Genomic DNA, 22893 nt, shown 5'->3' with positions numbered 1-22893 from the left:
AGTTACTATGAAAAAATTAGGAAACCTCATCCTATTAATCGGTTTTCTCACCATTATCTTTTCATTTGGCATATTATCGTTTCTCAAAACAGACCGAGCCATTTCACCAGTTGAAAATCGGCCGCTCGCTCAAAAACCAGCACTTACGAAAGAAGCTCTCCTAACTGGTAGCTTCTTTAAAGATTTTGAAACATACACAAATGATCAACTAATCGGACGAGATGAATTTATTAAAAGCTATACAATTGCTCAAATTAATATAGGAAAATCTCTCATTAACGACATTATTTTGACTGATGATAAATGGCTCCTTAAAAATCCGGCGTGGACGAAAAAATATAATGAAATTGATCAATCCATGCCCGCTATAAACGACTTATCTCAGTTTTCAAAAGAACAAAACGTTGAGTTTTACTTTGCTTTACCACCGTCAAAAACGAATGCTTTATCATTTAAATTACCTTCTCATATTTACACATATGCACAGGACAATTTAAATTACTTTCTAAAAAAACTTCCTGCTGACGTAAAGCCAATAAAACTGATGGAGCAATTCAAACAGAACTATACGAACGAAGAAATACAGGACATGTATTTCAAAACAGATCATCATTGGAATATGGACGGTGCCTTCGTAGGCTACCAATATATAATGAATACAATCGGACAAGAATCTTCTATATATAAAGGAAAAGAAATAAAAAAAGAAGACTACACTCGTACATGTGCGCAAAATAAACATTTAGTCGGAAGCTTCAACAACCAACTATACCAACTCATCGATGCCACTGGTGAAAAATTGTGCTACTACACACCGAAAGACGGTTTCAATTTCACAAGCGTAACCGCAAAAGATGTGACAGGTACTGTTCACCAAAACTTAGATGACATATACGGCATAGAAAAACAAAAAGATACAACATCATACGCAGGTTATTACACGGACGACTATCCAGAAATCGTTATCGAAAATAACAATGCACCAAATGAAGTACGCGCCTTAGTCCTAAAAGACTCATTCGCAAACGCAATCGTGCCGCACTTAGCACAAAGCTTTAAACATACATCCATCCTCGACCTGCGTCACTATCACGAAAAAGATGTATATCAATACATTAAAGACAACAACATTAACATGGTATTGTTCGTGTATAGTGATTCGAATTTAAGTGGGGATATGTTTAAGTTTAAGAAATAGAAAGAAGCCTCTTGTAAATGTACAAGAGGCTTCTTTCTATTAAGAGATAATAAAAAAATCAGTGGGGATTCATCCCCACTGATTTTTCATTCTATCTATAATTGACTTATAGATTTGGGTTGTTAAGCACGTTCACATGTACAGCTTGTGAACCGATTTCGCTTGTTAGAACATCTTTCTGACCTAATACTTTGAATACTAATGTACCTTTGTCAGTGTACTTAGTAGTTAAAGTATTGTAAATGTCTGGATTGAAGTTTGGAAGTACAGAATCACTTGTTTGAGATACTGTTACATGACCAAGCTCTTGATCGAATTTATCGAAGTGAGCATTGCCATTAGTATCAAGGTAAAGTTTACCTTGGTTATCACCAGATTTTACAACACGTACTTTATGTTGTGTATCTTTCGTTAAGTTAATGCCTTTAACGATATCATCAAGGTTACTTCCTTCAAGTTCTAATACAGTACCAATGTTAATTTTCTTCTCAACGAAGTTTTCTGTTTGAACTGGTTTGAAGTTTACAGATTTAATAGCGATTTTCTCTTGAACAATTTCAACTGTCGCTTTACCAGCAGTTGCACCATTTTTCGTTAAGTGGATATCAACTTTACCTGGAGTTTTACCTGTAACAACAACTTTATTCCCAACAATTTTAGCTTCAGCTACAGCTGGATTTTTAGATTCAACTACATAACCTTCTAAGTTTTCAGGATCAGAGTATACGCGATCTGAAGTGTACTTAGATAATTGATATGCAACTGTGTTAGAAACATTTAGGTCAAGTTTTGTATCAGGTGATTGGCCGTATTGACCTACTTTAGATACAAGTTCGAAGTTTTTGAATGCAACGTTACCTTCTGTTACGTTCACATATAATGAACCTAGAGTTTCACCGTTAGCATTTTGGAAGTGAACTGTACCTTCTCCTACTTCGTTACCTGTAACACCAATAGTTTTTGTACCAATTGAACCAGAATCAGTCGTTACTACTTCTAATCCACCTTCTGCAACTACACCAGTTTTTGGAAGAACTTCTTTAATTGCAGCTACGTTAGCACCAAATGGATCGCCATATTGGTCAGTCGTTACGAATGTAACAGGTAATGTTTTATTTTGAACAACTTGTAATTTATCTGGGTTAGCTTTTACTGACTTTAATGTACGAGAATCAGTAGTTACTTTAAATTTAACGTCTTTCGTTACGTCGCCTACTTTAATAGTAAGTGTTGCTTCACCAGCAGCCTCAGCAGTAATGTAGTTGTTTACTACAGAAATAATACCGTGGTTTGAAGATTTAATGCTGATTGAGTTTGGATCAACAACTTTATCTTCCCCAGCAATTGTAGCTACTACGTTATGGATTTGTGCTTTTTCACCAACTACTAACGTTTGGCTGTTTAGCTTGAAGTCTTTTCCAGTAAGTGTATTACCGTATACTACACCGTTTTTATCCGCATCTACTGCAAATACAGTGTTTTTAATTGCTGAAGCTGGTGTATCAAGGTTTTTCACTGTAATAATACCAGTGTTAGAAACTGTTAAACCACCGCGTTTTGTAACTTGTACTTCTACTTTGTAGTCACCGTGCGAAAGACCAACACCAAGTTTACCTGTAGAAGAAGTAGCGTTTCCACCCTCAAAGATGTATGCTGGTGAACCGTCTAAGTTATTTGCTACAAATTTGACGTCATGGTTTGCTAAGTTTAAGTACTCAACATCAGCGTTACCTTTTTCGTCGTTTAATTTGAAGACAACTGCTTGACCAGCACGATCATCATCAAATGTAAGTTTTTCAACTGCTAATTTTTTAACTTCGTATACGAATTTCGTTACGAATGATTGATTTTTCACTTTTACAGTAAGATCCTTATTTGGAGCTACTTTACCACCAAGTGTTACAACTGCAGAAGTACCGTCAGCACTTGCTTCAATCGCAACAGCTTTGTCTCCTTCAAGAGTTACATCAGCAGCAGCAAGCTTATCTAAACCAGTACCTGTTAATGTTAATTTCGTTGGTTCAGAAATTTTTACATCAGTTACATATGCTTGTGCATTATCTTTTTTACCATATTTTTTATCTGCTACTGCGATAAATTTAGCTGCTTCTGCACGAGATACAGATTTGTCTGGCTCCCATTTGTTACCGCCTGTTCCTTCAGAAAGTCCAAGGTGGATTAGGATGTTGGCTTTTTCTTCACCCCAATGATCTAATAAATCTTCAAATTTTGTAACTAACTCGCCGTTCACTTTATCTTTTAAGTTATAAGCACCTACGATCATAGAAGCGAAAGAAGCACGGTCAATCTTTTTATCTGGAGCGAAGTTTTCTTTACCATCACCTCTAACAACACCCGCTTTTTCAACAGCTGCAATGTATTTAGAAGCCCAATGATTTTTAGCATCTTTGAAAGATGGTTGTGCACCCTCTTCAACTTTTAAACCTAATGTAATTGCCATAATTTTCGCAGCAGAAGCACGATCAATTTCTTCAGCTGGAGCGTATGTACCATCCGGCTTACCTTCGATTGCACCTTTATCTACTAAGTAATTGATAGAATCTAATCCCCAATGATTAGCTGGAACGTCTGGGAATGTTTTACCTGCTGCTGCTACTGGAGAAACAACACCTGCTACCATTGCTGCTGTCATCGTACCTGCGATTACTTTTTTGTAAGAGTTAGTCTTTGCCATTTTATAAATTTCCTCCTTCAGGAATATGCTACTAGTTTCATATCATATTAAATTTGAAAACTAGCTAGTTAGAAAAGCCATAAAACAATAAAAACACAAACAAAAATACTATAATGAAAAGTAGTTCACATAATAAAATGATACAAACCGTTAGATGTAAATATAAGGTTTAAATACCATTTTTTGAAACAAGTTCATCATACTATACAAAACCATTCGTTATCAAGAACTTTCTCAAAAGAAGATTCGACACATTCTGATAATTCAGTCTTTTTATCGTATTATTTTTATATTAATAATACTCAAATATAGAAATGAATAAACTGTTTTCCGCTAAACCACTCTCACTGCGCTTCGTATATTTTTCATATCGAATACACAATTGGAATTATAGCACATATTTCCACTTTATCACTCAAATATTTTTTACAATAAATACAATTTTCAGACTACATTCGACTGAAATTATTGTATTTCGACATTTTATTCTTCTTTTCGAATGTTTTTTTAACAAAAAAAGGTGTGAATTTACAAATAATTTACATATCAATGGGGTGTTCCTCTATTTTTGAAACCGTTTTCGATTTGTTTCTCAATAAAACTATTCCCTTTAATCTCAAATGTACATGAAGTAAGATCAAAATAAAAAGCCTATGATACTCATAGACTTTTGTCTATTTTCTCATAGGCTTTTATTAATCATTTCATGTATCAAATGATTTTAAATTAGTTTTGTGCTGCTTCTTTAATAGAAACTGTAACTTGTACAGCTTTATCAAATTTTACTTCTTGTGTTTTTCCATCTTTTACAACTGTCATGCCTTTCACATAGATAGATGTTGTACCTTTTGCAGCAAATGTACCATTCTCAGCTACAACATTTGTGTCAGCAGAAACAAATTCTACTTTAGAAACTGTTGCTTTTGCTGTAGTTGCAGGTACACCATCAACAGACAAGATATCTAGAAGTGCAGCTTTTAAATCAGCGTTTGGAGCTACCTCTTTAAGAGATGTGCTTGTAAATTCTACTGCTAATTCTTTAGCAGCTGGTGCTGTATCAACAACTTTGAATGAGTGAGTTGTGATTAATTTACCATCTTGTAATTTAACAGCAACTTTATAAGTTTCACCAGCTTTTGCTTGTGGACTTACAGTAATTGTTCCAGTTTCCTTATTCACAGCTACTTTAGTCGCATCTGCAGGTACTTCTTTACCCTCTTTATCTGTTGTAGTTACTTCAATTGTAGCTGCTTCTTTACCAGCTAATACTAATCCGTTTGCATCCACAGGAAGAACTGCAACTGTCATTTCATTCTTTTTGTTTTCATCCGTAACATATTTATCTAACTCTTTTTCTAAGCCACGAACTTCATATTTAGAGAATGCACCTGGATCTTTTAATTCTAAAGTTAATGTAGCTTTAGCTTCTTTTTCACCAGATTTTGCAGTTAATTCTACTGTATATTTACCAGCAGCTTGTCCTTTTGCATTTAAAACTAATTCTTTATTCACATATTTAGCAAAGTCTTTGCTTGCAACTTCTTTACCATCTTTATCAAGTACTTTCACTGCTACAGGAGCTGCGAACTCTTTACCGTATTGATCTAGAACTGGAGCTTTTACTTTTAAGTCTGTTACATCTTGTGTAGAAAGAGCTACGTTAGTTTTTTCTAATTTAATTTCTTTCATTGCTTTTTGAGCAAAAGCTTCAATTTCAACTGTTTTTGAAGCAAGTTCTTTACCATTTTCATCTTTAACAGTTACTTTTACTGGTGCTTTTCCACCTGTACCTAATACAGTAATTTTACCAGTAGCTTTGTCTACTACTACTGCTTCTGTATTTAAAGATTCAAATTCTACTTTTAGTTTAGTTACATCAGTTACTACAGTACCAAATTGGTCTTTTAATTGAACTTTTAAAACAGCGTCATCGTTTTCATATACTTTATTGTTTTGTTTGAAGTCAGTTGCATCAAATTTAGCATCTGTTGCATTAGGAACTACTGTCCAGTTAGAGATTGCAGATACTGCGATACCTTCAGCAGAAACTTTTACTTCTTTACTTTCAGCTACTACTTTACCGTCTTTTTTATAAACAGCTTTTACAGTAGTTGAAGTACCTTTTGCTAAAGTAATTTTTCCGTTTTCAACTGCAGCTGGAGTTACAAATTCGATACCTGCTGGTGAAACAACCTCAGTACCGTTTTCATCTTTAACTGTGTATTTTAATTCAGTTGCCACATCAGCTACAACTGTTTGGTCAGCCATTTCAATTGTTTTTGCTTCTAAAGAACCTACAGTTACTTCTGCTTTACCAACTTTGTTTACATCTACAGTGTAAGTTTGTTTAGCCGCTAAGTTGCTATATAATTCAACTGTAGCAGATTTTTTGTCATCTGATAATTTTACATCTTTAACTAATACTTTATCGTTGTTAGCTTTGTTAGCTACTTTAACGTCTTCTTTAGTTAATTTTTCAACAGCTTTGCTGAATTTAACTTCTACTTTTTGAGTTGTAACTGCTTTAGCAGATTCAACTGTTACTGCTTCTTTACCGAACTCTTTGTCAGTCTTAGCAATGAATTTAGCAGCTTCTGCACGAGTTACTGATTTATCTGGCTCCCAACCATTACCAGTACCATTAGTAATACCTAAAGCAACTAAGATGTTAGCATCTTTTTCACCCCAGTGATCTTTTAAATCAGGGAATGTAGTTTCTAATTTTCCACTTACTTTGCTTTCTAATTTGTAAGCTTTTACAATCATAGATGCCATAGAAGCACGGTCAATTTTATTGTTTGGATTGAAGTTACCAGTTCCATCACCTAAAATAACACCAGCTTGTTCAACAGCTGCGATATATTTAGCAGCCCATGAATCTTTAGCATCTTTGAAAGTTGGTGTTGCACCATCTTTAACTTCTAAACCTAATGTAATTGCCATAATTTTTGCTGCAGAAGCACGATCAATTGCTTCAGTTGGAGCGAATGTTCCGTCTGGCTTACCTTCGATTGCTTTTTTAGCTACTAAATAATCAATGTACTCTGCACTCCAAGAACCAGGTTCAACGTCTGGGAATGATTTTCCTGCTGCTGCTACTGGAGAAACAACACCTGCTACCATTGCTGCTGTCATTGTACCAGCGATTAATTTTTTGTAAGAGTTAGTCTTTGCCATTTTATATATTTCCTCCTTAGGAATGTAATACTAGTTCCATACGTTTTTAAATAGATATTCTATTTATTTTTGAAACTAGTAGATATAAATGTGGTTAACGTATTCTTTGTATAGAATCACAAAGAAATTATACACCATTTTTATCCAATTAAAAATCTGAAATTCGACAAAAAGGTGAATTTTCGAAATTCTGAACGGATGTTTTTTCGACTTTTATTTCAAAAATCTGGATTTTAAAATCGGGATATTTCAAATATACGGAAAAACGCGTCAGAATTACATTTCAAATAATTTTTTCATAACCATTTACAACTATAGCAGAAAAACGTTTACAATTTCAATATCCAGCTATAAAGATATTATGACATTAATCGACAGTTATTTTTTGTATAATTCGACACTTTTCTTACCGTCCGATTTTTCGAAATTACCAAACCTATTTTCTTATAATTACCAACTAAAACGCAAAATCCTAACATTACCTATATATGAATGTTAGGATTATCAAACATACATCTTATCTGTCAAACTTCATTTTTTATGCGCATACATTTAAAACCACTTATATAATTCGACATTTTTCTGCAAATGTTTCGTTTTTTTCGACATTTTCTTTTTTTCAAAAAATAAAAAAGAGGATGTCCTCTTAAATTAAGATTACATTCCCCTTTTTTCGAACTCTTTTGAATTCAAGTCACTTATGATGTATCGAGACGCTGTTGAAATTTGTTCTCTCAATTCTTCTACTCTTTGTTCCAATGTTGCTTGTACATATTCTTTTTGTTCTAGTTGCTTCGTTGCCACATTATACAAAGTTTCAGCCGTCCAGTCACCATCCACGTTTCCGATAATCGGCTGATTTACTTGTTGTAAAAATGAATCAATCTTTGGATCATATGAAACACCGACCATAGGAATATTAGCAACCGCAGATAATATGAGCGCGTGAAGTCTCATCCCTATTAGAAGCGAACATTCCGACAAAATTGAAATTTTCTCATGGATATCCAACTTATACGGAAGCATATGAGCTTCTTCGCCCATTAAATTAATAATATCGCGTGATGCATTTTGATCAAATGGTCCATGCATTGGTACGAATAAAATATGATATCCATCACGCTTAAATTTTTTCAGCGTATCTGCTAGCTTCTTCATATAATCTTCTTTCGCGTCCCAATACCTCACACTAACTGCAATTACTTTCCCTTGAATCGAATGTTTTTGCAGCCACTCCGACTTCATTCCTTCTGGTTGACATGCCAATACTGGATCTGGAACTAGTTCGATATCTTTCTTAATACCCATTTCTTTTAAATACAAAAATGAATCTTCATCACGAACTGATATATACGCCGCTTTTGATACTTGCCATTTCACTAATAAACGATTTTGTCTTTTCGTAATTGGACCAATTCCTTGCGCGTAAATATAATACGGCTTCTTCAAAAAACGAGCAATCCGCATAATACCTGTATAGTACAAAATGCTTTTAATACTCGTTTTATCTTGAAGGAGACTTCCCCCTCCGCTAATTAAACCATTACTTCTCTTTATTTCCTTATAGATTGCTCTTATATCCCAACGATTTACTGCCTCTACACCGTACATTTTTCTTGTATAGTCGGGGTCATTCGAAAGTACAACAAGCTCCAGAGTAGGATCCTCTTCATGTAGCGCTTTAATAATTGATTGCAAAATTGCTTCGTCCCCAACATTATAAAAACCATAATATCCTGATAAAACTAACCGCACTCTTAATCTCCTCCAACATTTCGCAATCAACTTTTTGTCATTCAACAAATTGCTATCAACTCTTTAATAAGAAAAGTTGGATAACTTCAAATTGATTTCTTTCACAAACATATAAATAACCATACTTATTTATAGACAAATTTACTTACGTAAAAATGGAATTTGCTTTTTGGATATCCAGTTCAACTTTAATGCGCATATGCCATATATGAACAACGCCACACATAATGCTAAACCACTATATATTACTGCAATAAGTCTAGAATCTACCACATTTATTACAGTAGATGTGAAATATAATCCTATACCTACTATACTAGATACTCCGATTACAGCAAAAAATCTCCCCATGCGAATCGAATAAGCCAATTCTGTTCGAATGTATATATAATTTACGATACAAATCATGATATATATGATAAGTGTACTATAAGCCGCGCCAGTTATGCCAAATTGACTTACGAGTACTATATTTAATATGACTTTTACAAAACTCGCTCCAACAACTATCCACGCAGCTTGCTTAGAACGGTTAATGCCTTGCAAAATTCCTATTGATAATACCATAAGTGATGTGAAATACGAACTACCAATTAAAATAGCTAACATGCCGCTCCCTTTAGCATCTGTAAACAACCCAACATTTAACGGGACTGTAAGCGCCATGAGCCAGATTGTTATCGGCGTTGTTAAAACATGAGCAAGCTCATTTGTTCGTTCAATTGTATGTTTTGCTAGTGCTATATCTTTCTTTGTTAATGCAGCAGTTAACAACGGGATTAACGGAAATACCATCGCGCTTGCAAACACGACAATTAATTGTGTAAATGCAAAGCCACGACTATATATACCAAATTGTTCTTGAATCATTGTAGTGGATTCATGTAGCATATGTGGAATCGTTACAGAATCAACTAAATTTAACAACGGCATCGATAATGCACCAATTGCAATTGGAATCGAAACCTGAAGTATCTTTTTTGCATTATCTTTAAAGTCTTGCAGTGAATATGTATTACTTTTATAACGATATATACTTTTTACATACTTCAATCTCAAATAGATAAGTGACGTAATTACCCCAAGGCAAGAACCAATCATTGCACCGCCTGTTACAACATCACTATCTTTATTCAAAGATACAAATAAGAATGCAATTGCTAACATAAAGAAAACACGAACGAATTGCTCAATTACTTGTGACACTCCGGTAGGAATCATATCTCCAAAACCTTGGAAATATCCTCGATACACCGCCATATATGGTGCGATTAATAAAGCAAACGAAGTGATGATTAATGGAAGTCTCGTATCTTGTCCGCCAAGCATATTTGCAAACATACTTGATCCAATCATAATAACTGAAAATCCAAGCACTCCAAATATTACTCCAATAATAGATGCTGACGTAAATAGTTTAGCAATTCCGTCCTGGTCATTCTTCTCATGAAGTTCAGCGATTAACTTTGATATAGCTAGCGGTACTCCCGCTACTGATAAAGTTAAGGCTATCATATATACAGGAAAAACAAGGCGGAAGATTCCAAGCACTTCATCTCCGGCTATATTTTGTAACGGGATTTGAAAAAAACTCCCCAACACTTTCGATAGAAACGTTGTAATCGTTAAAATCGCAGCGCCTTTCACAAACTTATTATTCATCTTCTAGCTCTTTTCTTTCAATATATAATTTCCATACATATTACATCATAAAACGAGATAACTATATTCTTCTCTTTTTAGAAAAATTTCACTTTATCTCATTTAGTTATCATACCAAATTTATTATACATTGAATACTCTCTTTCTTTATGCCTTTTAAATATATCATATGTCATAACACCTTATTTTTATCCAGTTTTTTCTTCAATTTACTACTTCTACTTATTCCAGATAAACATGTGCTATAATGTAGCTATTGTCAGTAAGAGGAGTGTTTACAACATGCTGAATTCGGTAAAAAAGCTGTTAGGAGATTCTCAAAAGAGAAAACTAAAAAAATATGAACAACTTGTTCAAGAAATTAATAATCTAGAAGTAAAAATATCTGATTTATCTGATGAAGACTTACGCCATAAAACTATTACATTTAAAAACATGCTAAACGACGGAAAAACAGTGGATGATATAAAAGTAGAGGCGTTCGCTGTTGTACGTGAAGCAGCAAAGCGTGTACTTGGATTACGTCACTACGATGTGCAGTTAATTGGTGGCCTTGTACTATTAGAAGGTAATATTGCAGAGATGCCAACTGGCGAAGGAAAAACATTAGTTTCTTCTCTTCCAACATACGTACGTGCTCTTGAAGGAAAAGGCGTTCACGTAATTACTGTAAACGACTATTTAGCAAAACGAGATAAAGAATTAATTGGCCAAGTTCATGAATTTCTAGGCTTAAAGGTTGGATTGAATATTCCTCAAATCGATCCTACCGAAAAGAAACTTGCTTACGAAGCTGATATTACATATGGTATTGGAACAGAATTTGGCTTTGACTATTTACGTGATAATATGGCCGCTTCAAAAAGTGATCAGGTACAACGTCCCTATCATTTTGCTATTATCGATGAGATTGATAGCGTTTTAATTGATGAAGCGAAGACGCCTCTTATTATCGCTGGTAAGAAATCAAGCAGCTCTGATTTACACTATTTATGTGCAAAAGTTATTAAATCATTCCAGGATACTCTTCATTACACGTACGATGCAGAAACGAAATCTGCTAGTTTTACAGAAGACGGTATTACAAAAATAGAAGATTTATTTGATATCAATAACCTATACGATTTAGAGCATCAAACTTTATACCATTATATGATTCAAGCATTACGAGCTCATGTCGCTTTCCAATGTGATGTTGACTATATTGTACATGATGAAAAAATTCTACTTGTAGATATTTTCACGGGCCGCGTTATGGATGGTCGCTCTTTAAGTGATGGTTTACACCAAGCTCTTGAAGCAAAAGAAGGTTTAGAAATCACTGATGAAAACCAAACACAAGCGTCCATTACAATTCAAAACTTCTTCCGTATGTATCCAGCATTATCTGGTATGACAGGTACAGCAAAAACAGAAGAAAAAGAATTTAACCGTGTATATAACATGGAAGTTATGCCGATTCCGACAAACCGTCCTATCATTCGTGAAGACAAAAATGACGTCGTGTACGTAACAGCCGATGCTAAATATAAAGCTGTACGTGAAGATGTTATAAAACACAATAAACAAGGACGCCCGATTTTAATTGGGACAATGTCTATTTTACAATCAGAAACCGTTGCTCGTTACTTAGATGAAGCGCATATTACATATCAATTATTAAATGCAAAAAGCGCAGAACAAGAGGCCGATTTAATCGCAACAGCTGGACAAATAGGACAAATTACAATTGCGACGAATATGGCCGGACGAGGTACTGATATTTTACTAGGCGAGGGTGTCCATGAAATTGGTGGATTACATGTAATTGGGACAGAACGCCATGAATCAAGACGCGTTGACAATCAATTAAAAGGTCGTGCTGGTCGTCAAGGAGATCCAGGTAGCTCTCAGTTCTTCCTTTCTTTAGAAGATGAAATGCTAAAACGCTTCGCACAAGAAGAAATCGAGAAAGTAACTAAATCACTGAAAACAGATGAAACAGGACTTATTCTAACTTCTAAAGTCCATGATTTCGTGAACCGTACACAATTGATTTGTGAAGGCAGCCATTTCTCAATGCGTGAGTACAATTTAAAGTTAGATGATGTAATAAATGACCAACGTAACGTTATTTATAAATTACGTAATAACTTGTTACAAGAAGATACAAATATGATTGAAATTATTATCCCAATGATTGATCATGCTGTAGAAGCCATTTCTAAGCAATATCTTTTAGAAGGTATGCTTCCGGAAGAATGGGATTTCGCTCGTTTAACAGAAAATATAAGCGAAATTTTACCAGTAGAAAACATGCCATCACTATCAGCGAATAATGTACATTCACCGGAAGATTTACAATCCGTTTTGAAAGAAACATTATCTCTTTATAAAGAGCGCGTAAATGAACTAAATAGCCATACTGATTTACAACAGTCGCTACGCTATGTTGCCCTTCATTTCCTAGATCAGAACTGGGTAAATCACTTAGATGCAATGACCCACTTAAAAGAAGGCATCGGGCTAAGACAATATCAACAAGAAGACCCTACTCGTCTTTATCAAAAAGAAGGTTTAGATATCTTTTTATACACATATGGTAATTTCGAAAAAGAAATGTGCCGCTATGTTGCAAGACATTTAGGTGTTCCTGAAAACGTACAATAACGAGGTGAAAGATTATGTTATCATTTCTAAAAAGAGCTAAGAAAAGCGGAAAAGATACAACTGTCTCTAGTAATCAATTATTCGGACAAGAAGAAACAAATACTGAAAATAAAACTGTAAAACCAACGCTTTACTTCCACCCAAGCTGGGGTACAGTAGCACAAGAACAAAAATACATTTATCAATTTTTACATAAAGAACTAACACGTTTACAAGAATATCAAATTTCTTTATCTGGAATTGAGATTGAAAAACGTGATAATGGTTATGACGTAGCTGTATTTATTCGCAGCACTGTTCCGAAACCAATTTCTTTCGAAGAGGTGACATTAATCCTTCTAAATAAAGAGAAGAAACTATGCGCTCGCAAAACATTTAACCTTTCTGCATTAGGAGATATTCCTGCAAATGTAAATATGCCATTCATCTTTACATTTGAGCAAGAAACAATTACAGATGCTGAATTATCGCAAAAAGATTGGGAATTAGCATTTGAACTTGAAAGTAAGCATGCATTAGATTTAGACCCATCTTGGGAAGCTCAGTTACCTGAAGCAAGCAAAGAAGCTTTACGTAATTTCGTAGACAATTTAACATCTCCAAATGATGGTGAAATTAACTTCCTAGGTCTGCAAGCTGCAAGAAAAGAAAACGGTGATTTACATACAACGCTTCTTATTCGTAACGGTTGCAAAGACACGATTCAACTAGAGCAACTTCCTCTTCATATTGAAGATGCTGCAGGTGCAGTTGTTGTGAAAGGAGCTTTCACATTACCGAATCTTGAAATTAAAGCGAACACTACAAAACCGTGGTCATTTGTCTTCCCTGCTTCATCTATATTAAAAGAAGATATGGATTTATCTTCTTGGAAAGCGTTTGTACCACAAGACTAATAAGAGAGGCTGCTTCTAGAAGCAGCCTCTCTTATTCTTTTTCATACAAAAAGCCTGTTCAAAAAGATGGTCATCACACCTCCTTGGACAGGCTCTTTCTTTATGTAAAATTTACTTCGTTACTAATAAACATTCAATATGATATTCAGCTTCTAATCTGCACATTTCATCTACGTGTTCCACTTTATTCCTCTTTAATTGCTCTACTTGCTCTTCGCTCGGCTCTTCATTAATAAGCTCGTTAATTTTTTCATTCACTTTCACTGCTAACGCTTGATGGAAATCTGGATGTTCTTTCAACTCATCATCTACTTTATTAATCCAAGTTGATTTTGTGTATAAATATTGTTTCCACTGTTCAACAAATTGCTGCATATCAAATTTTTCTTCATTCCATTCAATTTCTTTCATATACTTCTCAAAAGAAACAACAATTGATCGCGTAATCCCGATCTTCACTCCATGTGGTAACTGTTTGTACATCAAATATTCCCTCCAGCTTAAAGCTCTTCCTTCTGAATATAAAGGAATCTCAAAATTCATATACCTTCTTATAATAGCACATTGCTAATCTAAGATGTTACTATATTGTGTAGAAAATCAATTATCAATAAACGTACAACATCTAGATATACGAATTTCACATATTAAAAACAAAGGGAAAAATAATAAAAACCTTCACACTCTACAATGTATTCCATGTGAAAGTTTTTATTATTATATCGCTTCAGTTTCCAAAAATTGTAATTTATCTTTTTGCTCATCGTTTGCTAGCGTCACTATCGTCTTTTCAACATGCGGATGTACATGTTCCAGCGTCACACTCGCGCCCGCTTTATCCGACTGCTCAACAAAGTTTAATAATGCCATAGCTCCTGATACATCCATATAGCGCACATCTTTCATACGTAAAACAACCGGAGACTTTACGTCTTGTAAAGCATAAAAAATACGATCCACTGTTAAGAAAGAAAGTGGGCCTTTAATTTTATACGTCGCTTCCTTTTCTTTTACAATAGAAGCTTTACGTTCTTTACATTTCACCATGTATATAATGAACGAAAGAATAATACCGAACGCAACAGCGATCATTAAATCAAACTTCACTGTAACAACCATCGTTATGAGCATAACGATGACATCACCTTTTGGTGCTACATGCATTTTCTTCATGCTTTCCCAATCAAACATGCCAATACCAGTTAAAATTAAAATACCTGATAATACAGCAAGTGGGATGTATTGTACAACTGATCCAAGTCCCATAATGAAAATAAATAATATAACACTATGCATACTTGCTGAAAGCGCCGTTTTACCGCCACTTCTTATATTAACGATAGACCGTACAGTCGCACCTGCCCCTGCTAACCCGCCAAACAATCCGCTCACCATATTACCGATACCTTGTCCGACCAGTTCTTTATTACTTTTATGACGTGTACCCGTCACATTATCCATTACGACCGATGTTAACAACGAGTCAATCGATCCTAATAAAGCAATACTAAGCGCTGGTAAAATAAGTTCCGCTAAGCCTGTTCCACTTAAAGATGGAATATGAAGCGTTGGCATTGCTTCTGGAATCGTTCCAATCTTTTCAATCACCTTATTTAATGACAGATTGCCGATAATCGGTAACTTCACTGTAAGCCCTTCTAACGCAGAAGAAAATAAAGGAAGCAAAGCAGTCACACCAACTAATGCAACTAAACTAGATGGAATGGCCTTAATCCATTTTCCAGAAACAATCATGACAATAATCGTTAATACTACGAGTAGAAAACTATTTTGCACATGCTTCATTTCACCTAAAATAATAATTAATGCGATACCGTTCATAAATCCTGAAACGACAGGATACGGAATATATCGAACGTAAGAGCCAAGCTTACATACACCAAATAAAATTTGGAACAGTCCCGCCATCATAAAGGCTATAAAACTCGCCTCTAATCCATGCGTCGCAATAACCCCTGTTGCAATAACCGTAATCGGTCCAGTTGGCCCCGTAACCTGACCTGGCGTCCCGCCAAATAAAGCCGCAAATAAACCTGCAAAAATCGCACCATACAATCCGACTAGTGCTCCTTCAGACGTTCCCGTTGCAGCAATACCAAACGCAATGGCAAGTGGCAACGCAACAATCGCAACAGTAAAACCTGCTAAACATTCCTTTGCTATTCTTTGAAACATATAATAACCACCTTCACATTAAGTCCACGTTCCATTGTACACCTAAAAGAATATATTCGTTAGTCGACTTTTTACAGTATCGTGACGTAAACGCATTCAATTATAAGCCTCGCCTTATCTTTGGAAACCATTGTAACTGTGCTATAATAGATAAATTAAATCTTTTATTATATATTTGGAGGCACTATGCTAACTTTTGAAGAAAAATTATCGATTATTGAATCTTTCCCTGAATTAGAAAGAAAGAACGTATCATTAAAACGCGTGAACTTTCACTTTGAAGAAAGTCGTTTAGATAAAAAGAACGTTGTATATCATTTACATCCAAACGGAAACGGATTTGTATATGCAAATGGTATTAAAGGCTATAAAACGGATGATAAAGGTATGATTAACATCCGCGAGTTTTCAGCAGAAGAGTTACGTTCAGTAATTGAGCAATCAATTGAACTATTATCACAAGAAGAAATCGTAGTTCCTGCAGAACCTGCGAAAGAAGAAGAATGGCATAACGAAGACGGCCATATCCTTACTCTTATCTCAGAGGATGATATGTGGAACGTGTACGCTGGTGTAAACTTAGACGGTACATTCAACTCTTATCCAGAAGCTGCGGAATACCTTGATGAAGAAGGATTTTCACGTAAATAAAAATAGAAAGTGGGTATCCCCCACTTTCTATTTTTTTGCCCCTTTTAAAGACTCTCTCAACACAAACTTCTGTAATTTTCCACTCGCATTACGAGGAAGTTCATCCACAAATAAATAATGACGCGGACGTTTATAATCTGCTAATTCATCACTTTCTTTACAATATATTTCCAAATCTTCTTCTGTAATCGCTTCATCTTTCTTTACAACAATGGCTACAACACGTTCTCCCCATAACTCATCTGGCTCACCAAGCACCGCAACATCTAATACACCAGGATGACTATGAAGGAAATCTTCAATTTCACGTGGATAAATATTAACGCCTCCGCTAATTACCATATCATCCACACGATCTGCGACGAATAAATAGCCATCTTTATCGAAATAACCTAAATCACCAGAGTGATACCATCCTTTATACATCGATTTTGCATTTGCTTCTTCTCGGTTATGATAACCAGCCATCATAGTTGGGCCGCGCAAAATAATCTCCCCAACTTCATAAGGAGGCAATACATCATCCGGCTCTGCTGGTGCATCTTCGTTCGGTTTTACAATACGGATTTCATGACTAAAGCATGGTGTTCCCGCTGAACCTGCTTTCGTAATTTGATCTTCTTCTACGAGAAACGCAACTACTGGTCCCATTTCTGTCATTCCGTAAATTTGTACAAGATCAATATATAGACGTTCTTTACATTCCTTCACTAGCGCTGGAGCCATCGCCGCTCCTCCATAAACACCAATCTTCATCGAAGTTAAATCGTACTGTGTTAAATCTTTTTGCAGTAACATATTCCACATCGTCGGTGCTGCAAAAAACGTCGTAATCTTCTCTTCTTGAATCGTATGTAATACTCTATCCGTATCAAAGTGATGTAAAATAACATTCTTTCCACCAACTTGAATGCGCGGAATGATTCCAGCATTTAACTCCCCGCAATGATATAAAGGCGCAACTACAAGCCCGACACTATCTCTGTTATATTTTATGAAATACGTACAAATCATACTATGCTCAGCCATTTCACGATGGCGATGTAGTACGCCTTTCGGATGACCAGTCGTACCGCTCGTATATAACATAGAACAATAATCCATTTCATCGACTTCAATATCTACTTTTTCAGCTGATGCTTCATTTACTTTTTCATGGTAAGAACTAGCATAAGAAGGTGTATCGTCTTCTACATACCAAAAAGACGAATTTGGAAAATCTCGTTCAATGATGGCAACAGTTGATTCAACCGCTTTTTCAAAGACTACTACTTTTGAGGCTGCATCTTGAAGGATATACGATAATTCTTTTGCTTTTAAACGGAAGTTAATCGGGTTAAAGATTGCCCCAATTTTCGCACAGGCTAAGTAAACGTTTACAAATTCACGGCAATTATATAAGTAAACAGATACAGTATCTCCCTTTCTTACCCCTTCTTTCAACAGGGCTTGCGCCGTTTTATTTATTTGCTCATCCCACTGTTTATATGTCCAGCGAATGTTTTTTTCCGGCTCTACTAACGCCTCTTTATTCGGATACTTACCAACAGCTAAATCAAATATTCTCCCTATCGTCATGTACATGCCAACAATTTCCCCCTTTTCTCTTTCATAAATCTATCATTTCGTCCATAAGTAGACATTGTCCTCTAATGATTTGACTAATTTTTCTGATTATTATCGACATAGTTTTACAAACGGTTCCGCTTATCGGTAAGTGAAATTATTTCGGCTTTTTTTCGAATATATCGACTCACCGACAAAAACTGACACTATAAAGAAAAACTTTAATCAACCTACAAGTAGTGGAATAAAAAGAGGCTGTTCCAAATTGGAACAACCTCTTTCTTCTTATACAAATAGCTCTTCTAAAATTTTCAGTTTGTCTTCTGTATATTTTACGAAGCCATCGTTATATGATTTTGGATCTTTCGGATTTGCGAAGTGCGTAATTGCACCTGTTTTCGGATGAACAAATTTACTTGATGCACCACAACCAAGTCCGATAATTGATTGAACTTCTTCCATAATAACAATGTTATAAATACTTTCTTGCGTCGGCATTGCATAACCAACGTTCTCTAAGTTACCTAAAATATTCTTTTGACGATATAGGTAATATGGTACGTAATTATGCTTTTGCGTCCACTCTTCTGCTTCGTGCATCATCGCTGTAATTTCTTCGCGACCAGCTACTTTATATTTACGTTTGTTTTGCGTCATTTCAGAAGCACGTTTAAATGATAACGTATGAACTGTTAACGATTCTGGCATTAACTTTTCTGTCTCATCTAACGTGTGCTTGAAAATATCTAGCCCTTCACCAGGAAGACCAATAATTAAGTCCATATTAATATTGTTCATTCCCATTTCACGAGCTAAGTGATACTTCTCAATTGTTTCTTCTACAGTATGATGACGCCCAATTGCTTTTAGTGTTTCTTGATGGTATGACTGCGGATTAATACTAATACGGTCAATGTTCCATTTATTTAACACTTCTAGCTTCGCTGGCGTAATTGTATCTGGGCGACCTGCCTCAACTGTTACTTCACGCACATTTTTCACATCTGGGAACGCTTCATACATTTCTTCATACAGCATATCCATCTCTTCTGCTGTAATACTTGTCGGTGTACCACCGCCGTAATAAATCGTCGTAACTGTTACACCTTTTTCTTTTAAAAACTTACCAATTTCACGAACTTCATAATGTAAACCACCTAAGAATGAATCAACAGAGCCTTGGCGTCCGTTAATTGCATACGCCGGGAATGTACAATATGCACATTTTGTTGGGCAGAATGGAATACCGATATAAATACTTACTTCCTCTTTCAAACGGTATAAATCCGGAACTACCGCTAATTGGCAATCCACAATACGCTGAAGAAGTTCGATTTTCTCTTCATGAATTAAATAGCTTTCACGAAGTTCTTGGTGTGCTTCTTCTTTTGACATACCATTTTGAAGCATTTTATGAAGAAGTTTTGTCGGACGAACTCCTGTTAAAATGCCCCAGCTTTGTTCAAGACCAGTTAACTGCTGAAGAACAGAAAGATATACATAAGAAACAACGTGCTTCACTTGTTTCATACGCTCTTTTTCATCTGTGAAAGCAGATAAATCTTTTGCGAATGTTTCTTCATACACATTTCCAGTAGCAACATCTGTTAAACGAGCAGATGCTTTCACATTCTCTTCAATGTGTAAATCAACAATTAGATTTGCTTCCTCTTGTTCAAATCCAATCGTACTATCTTCAAAAAATAAGCCGCCAATATTTTGCAGCGGACGTAAAAAACGATCATCTTGTAACGTTTTAATTGAAATTAACAACATTATCACCTTTTCATTTGCAAACTCTCTTTAGTTTACTTGAAGGGCGTTTGCAGGTCAATACAGAAGGTTTTACCTTATTTTGATATCCTATTTAAAACAAACTGAATATTGATTTTTAACGAACTTTTCCTAGTTATATAGACATTGTAATATACTCTTGTTACAATCTAGAACGTATTAGTACTTACTACTAATTTAAATACATATAAAGGAGGACTCTTAACACGCAATAAAGACTATCACGTGTTAAAACAACTATGAAAAAAAAGCTTTACAACATTTTAGCACTATCTTTGGCATTACAAACATTTGTAGCACCTACCCATTCATTCGCAGAAAATATAGAGAGAACTGCGGAATTGTCTATTGATGAACAAGCTTTAAAAAGCATTGAAGAGCATGCAAAACAGCATAGACATGACGAAGAAAACGACCTTGAAATCTCGGGCGAATATCTTCTCCACTTATCAACAAAACTTCCACTATACGATTCAAACGACTTAAAAACCAAAACAAATATTGAAATTGCTGAACCTGTAGTAAAAGCAACGAAGAAAAAAGGGAATGCATATTATATACAAACTACGTTTGGTTCTGGCTGGGTTAATAAGGAAAATAATAGTTTAGAAGTACAAGAGATTCATAAACTCTCGGATCAAAAATTAATTGTAACAGAAGAAACATCAGTATATTCATTCCCTTTCCAATCGTTTAAAGAAGAAGCGACATTACAGCCACAAACAGTAGCTCCTACTGAACAAGCTGGGAACTGGTTTAAAATTCAAATGAACGGAACTGAAAAATGGATTTATGCACCTTCAGCTACATTTGAAGGTACGAAAGCATCATTATTTGAAAAAACAGGTTCTATCGAAAAGAGAAGCGCAACTTTCTTTAAAACACCATCTAATTTGCCTACAAATAACGTTTATGGTGTTACATTTAAAGAAATGATCGTTCCAAAAGGGAATGAAAATATTCGCCCTGGCTACGCAATGGAACCGAAATACATTACAATTCATGAAACTGCTAATACAAGTAAAGGTGCTAACGCGTTAAATCATGCGAAGTACTTAGATAGCCAAGCCCGCGGAAATACTGATCGTTCAGCATCTTGGCATTTTACAGTAGATGACAAAGAAATTTATCAACATCTTCCATTAAATGAAGTTGGTTGGCATGCTGGAAATAAGACCGGAAACTATGAATCTATCGGAATTGAAATTGCTGTGAATAGTGATGGAAATTATGCGAAAGCGGTAGAAAATGCACGCAAGTTAGCTGCTTATTTAATGAACGAATTAAACATATCTCTAGATCACGTTCAAAAGCATCAATTTTGGAGCGGAAAAAACTGCCCTGCATTTATGATTCAGCGCGGACAATGGGATGCTTTCTTAAAAGGCACGAACGCTTACTATAATGAAAATCGTAAAGATGTTATTCCGCCGCCAGAAGTCCCTCATGAAAAAGACGACATTACAGGCGGCTGGTATGAGCAAGACATTCGTCAGTTAGCAGCTAGGAAAATCATGTTTGGTGACGGAAACGGTTCTTACTGGCCAAACCGCCTCGTAACACGAGCTGAATTTGCAAATTTAATGTCACGAGCTTTAAATTTACCTGCTGGAAACGCTAAATTTACAGACTTAAACGAAGCACATCCATCTTTAGTAGACGGAATTAATCGTGCCGCTAGCGCAGGTATCATTAGTGGTCGTGGAAATAATAAATTTGATCCAACCGCTACGATAAAACGTGATGAAGCTGTTATTATGATTGATCGTGCATTAGAATATAACTGGATTTATAGAAAAGAAATGAAATTACCATTCACTGACCAAGATTTAGCCTACGATAAGAAAGCATTACAAAATGTTTACGCATACGGAATCGTAAAAGGGAACGAACGGAATGAATTCGTACCAAAAGGCACAGCAACACGTGCTGAAGCAGCCGCATTTTTAAATCGAATGCTGAAAGTTATTGAAGCTTAAACAAAAAACTAAAAGGCATAAGAGATAACATTTCTCTTATGCCTTTTATAAAACTATTAGCTATTTTTAATCATAAATCTAAGACGTATCCCTAATAAAACAAGAGCAAAACCAACGAATGGAAGATAATTCATATCATGTCCTGTAGCTGGAAGGAGTTGTGCATGAGACGCACCTTGTCCTTTTTCTGGTAAGGTAGGGTTTTCTTTATCTACATTTTCCATTCCTTCACCCGGCTTTTCTGTTTCCTCACCTGGCTTCTCTGTTCCTTCACCTGGGTTTTCTGTTTCTTCACCTGGGTTTTCTGTTCCCTCACCTGGGTTTTCTGTTTCTCCACCCGGTTTCTCTGTTTCTTCACCCGGTTTCTCTGTTTCTCCACCTGGCTTTTCTGTTTCTTCACCCGGTTTCTCTGTTTCTTCACCTGGCTTCTCTGTTTCTCCACCCGGTTTCTCTGTTTCCTCACCTGGCTTCTCTGTTTCTTCACCTGGGTTTTCTGTTTCCTCACCTGGCTTCTCTGTTTCTTCACCTGGGTTTTCTGTTCCTCCACCTGGCTTCTCTGTTTCTCCACCCGGTTTCTCTGTTTCCTCACCTGGCTTCTCTGTTTCCTCACCTGGCTTCTCTGTTTCTTCACCTGGGTTTTCTGTTCCTCCACCTGGCTTCTCTGTTTCTCCACCC

The 22893-nt window shown here is 35.6% G+C and carries 13 protein-coding genes and 1 pseudogene; 5 read left to right on the top strand and 9 right to left on the bottom strand.

Annotated elements, in window-relative coordinates; genetic code table 11:
* Positions 1 to 7 precede the first annotated feature (7 nt).
* Positions 8 to 1198, top strand: coding sequence for a secondary cell wall polysaccharide O-acetyltransferase PatB1 (patB1, locus tag FS742_RS14440; protein ID WP_144613147.1), 1191 nt, complete (start codon positions 8 to 10; stop codon positions 1196 to 1198).
* Between the two features lie 106 nt (positions 1199 to 1304).
* Here patB1 and FS742_RS14435 read toward each other — a convergent pair whose 3' ends face one another.
* The 4 genes from FS742_RS14435 to FS742_RS14420 all read right to left on the bottom strand — a co-directional run bounded on the left by FS742_RS14435 (position 1305) and on the right by FS742_RS14420 (position 10487).
* Positions 1305 to 3893 (bottom strand): S-layer homology domain-containing protein, encoded by a 2589-nt coding sequence (locus FS742_RS14435; protein WP_144613145.1) that lies wholly within the window; start codon positions 3891 to 3893, stop codon positions 1305 to 1307.
* 726 nt (positions 3894 to 4619) lie between these two features.
* Complete coding sequence (locus tag FS742_RS14430) at positions 4620 to 7070, bottom strand: S-layer homology domain-containing protein (RefSeq protein WP_144613143.1); 2451 nt, start codon at positions 7068 to 7070, stop codon at positions 4620 to 4622.
* Between the two features lie 657 nt (positions 7071 to 7727).
* Complete coding sequence (csaB, locus tag FS742_RS14425) at positions 7728 to 8825, bottom strand: polysaccharide pyruvyl transferase CsaB (RefSeq protein WP_144613141.1); 1098 nt, start codon at positions 8823 to 8825, stop codon at positions 7728 to 7730.
* A 141-nt stretch (positions 8826 to 8966) separates the two neighbouring features.
* Positions 8967 to 10487 carry a putative polysaccharide biosynthesis protein gene (locus tag FS742_RS14420; RefSeq protein ID WP_144613139.1) on the bottom strand — a complete coding sequence of 507 codons (1521 nt, stop codon included), beginning with the start codon at positions 10485 to 10487 and terminating at the stop codon, positions 8967 to 8969.
* 282 nt (positions 10488 to 10769) lie between these two features.
* On the opposite strand from FS742_RS14420, the gene secA2 reads away from it, so the two are divergent.
* A complete protein-coding gene (gene secA2 / locus FS742_RS14415; protein ID WP_144613137.1) occupies positions 10770 to 13136 on the top strand; it encodes an accessory Sec system translocase SecA2 in 2367 nt (788 codons plus the stop codon).
* 14 nt (positions 13137 to 13150) lie between these two features.
* Entirely contained in the window at positions 13151 to 14032 is an 882-nt protein-coding gene (locus tag FS742_RS14410) for an accessory Sec system S-layer assembly protein (protein WP_144613135.1), read from the top strand.
* Between the two features lie 111 nt (positions 14033 to 14143).
* Here the strand turns inward: FS742_RS14410 and FS742_RS14405 are convergent, their stop codons facing one another.
* Positions 14144 to 14515, bottom strand: a complete 372-nt coding sequence (locus tag FS742_RS14405) for a hypothetical protein (RefSeq protein WP_144613133.1) — start codon at positions 14513 to 14515, stop codon at positions 14144 to 14146.
* A gap of 234 nt (positions 14516 to 14749) precedes the next feature.
* Entirely contained in the window at positions 14750 to 16228 is a 1479-nt protein-coding gene (locus FS742_RS14400) for a SulP family inorganic anion transporter (RefSeq protein WP_144613131.1), read from the bottom strand.
* 186 nt (positions 16229 to 16414) lie between these two features.
* Between FS742_RS14400 and FS742_RS14395 the strand changes: the two genes are divergently transcribed.
* Entirely contained in the window at positions 16415 to 16879 is a 465-nt protein-coding gene (locus tag FS742_RS14395) for a hypothetical protein (protein ID WP_000955004.1), read from the top strand.
* Between the two features lie 27 nt (positions 16880 to 16906).
* Here the strand turns inward: FS742_RS14395 and FS742_RS14390 are convergent, their stop codons facing one another.
* Both FS742_RS14390 and FS742_RS14385 read right to left on the bottom strand, forming a co-directional pair.
* Positions 16907 to 18463, bottom strand: a complete 1557-nt coding sequence (locus tag FS742_RS14390; RefSeq protein WP_144613129.1) for a fatty acid--CoA ligase — start codon at positions 18461 to 18463, stop codon at positions 16907 to 16909.
* A 267-nt stretch (positions 18464 to 18730) separates the two neighbouring features.
* Entirely contained in the window at positions 18731 to 20221 is a 1491-nt protein-coding gene (locus tag FS742_RS14385) for a coproporphyrinogen III oxidase (RefSeq protein ID WP_144613127.1), read from the bottom strand.
* Positions 20222 to 20478: 257 nt separating this feature from the next.
* Between FS742_RS14385 and FS742_RS14380 the strand changes: the two genes are divergently transcribed.
* Positions 20479 to 22218, top strand: coding sequence for an S-layer homology domain-containing protein (locus FS742_RS14380; RefSeq protein WP_144613125.1), 1740 nt, complete (start codon positions 20479 to 20481; stop codon positions 22216 to 22218).
* A gap of 56 nt (positions 22219 to 22274) precedes the next feature.
* On the opposite strand, the pseudogene FS742_RS14375 reads toward FS742_RS14380, so the two are convergent.
* Positions 22275 to 22893 (bottom strand): annotated as a pseudogene (locus FS742_RS14375) (hypothetical protein); the annotation flags it as partial.

Source organism: Bacillus cereus, from assembly GCF_007678085.1.
Taxonomy (GTDB): domain Bacteria; phylum Bacillota; class Bacilli; order Bacillales; family Bacillaceae_G; genus Bacillus_A; species Bacillus_A cereus_BE.
This window is presented reverse-complemented; position numbering and strand designations above follow the sequence as displayed.

Bases quoted from the DNA above. Each gene is read 5' to 3' on its own strand.
- patB1 (WP_144613147.1), top strand. From the start codon at position 8: ATGAAAAAATTAGGAAACCTCATCCTATTAATCGGTTTTCTCACCATT.
- FS742_RS14435 (WP_144613145.1), bottom strand. From the start codon at position 3,893: ATGGCAAAGACTAACTCTTACAAAAAAGTAATCGCAGGTACGATGACA.
- FS742_RS14430 (WP_144613143.1), bottom strand. From the start codon at position 7,070: ATGGCAAAGACTAACTCTTACAAAAAATTAATCGCTGGTACAATGACA.
- FS742_RS14420 (WP_144613139.1), bottom strand. From the start codon at position 10,487: ATGAATAATAAGTTTGTGAAAGGCGCTGCGATTTTAACGATTACAACG.
- secA2 (WP_144613137.1), top strand. From the start codon at position 10,770: ATGCTGAATTCGGTAAAAAAGCTGTTAGGAGATTCTCAAAAGAGAAAA.
- FS742_RS14410 (WP_144613135.1), top strand. From the start codon at position 13,151: ATGTTATCATTTCTAAAAAGAGCTAAGAAAAGCGGAAAAGATACAACT.
- FS742_RS14405 (WP_144613133.1), bottom strand. From the start codon at position 14,515: ATGTACAAACAGTTACCACATGGAGTGAAGATCGGGATTACGCGATCA.
- FS742_RS14400 (WP_144613131.1), bottom strand. From the start codon at position 16,228: ATGTTTCAAAGAATAGCAAAGGAATGTTTAGCAGGTTTTACTGTTGCG.
- FS742_RS14395 (WP_000955004.1), top strand. From the start codon at position 16,415: ATGCTAACTTTTGAAGAAAAATTATCGATTATTGAATCTTTCCCTGAA.
- FS742_RS14390 (WP_144613129.1), bottom strand. From the start codon at position 18,463: ATGTACATGACGATAGGGAGAATATTTGATTTAGCTGTTGGTAAGTAT.
- FS742_RS14385 (WP_144613127.1), bottom strand. From the start codon at position 20,221: ATGTTGTTAATTTCAATTAAAACGTTACAAGATGATCGTTTTTTACGT.
- FS742_RS14380 (WP_144613125.1), top strand. From the start codon at position 20,479: ATGAAAAAAAAGCTTTACAACATTTTAGCACTATCTTTGGCATTACAA.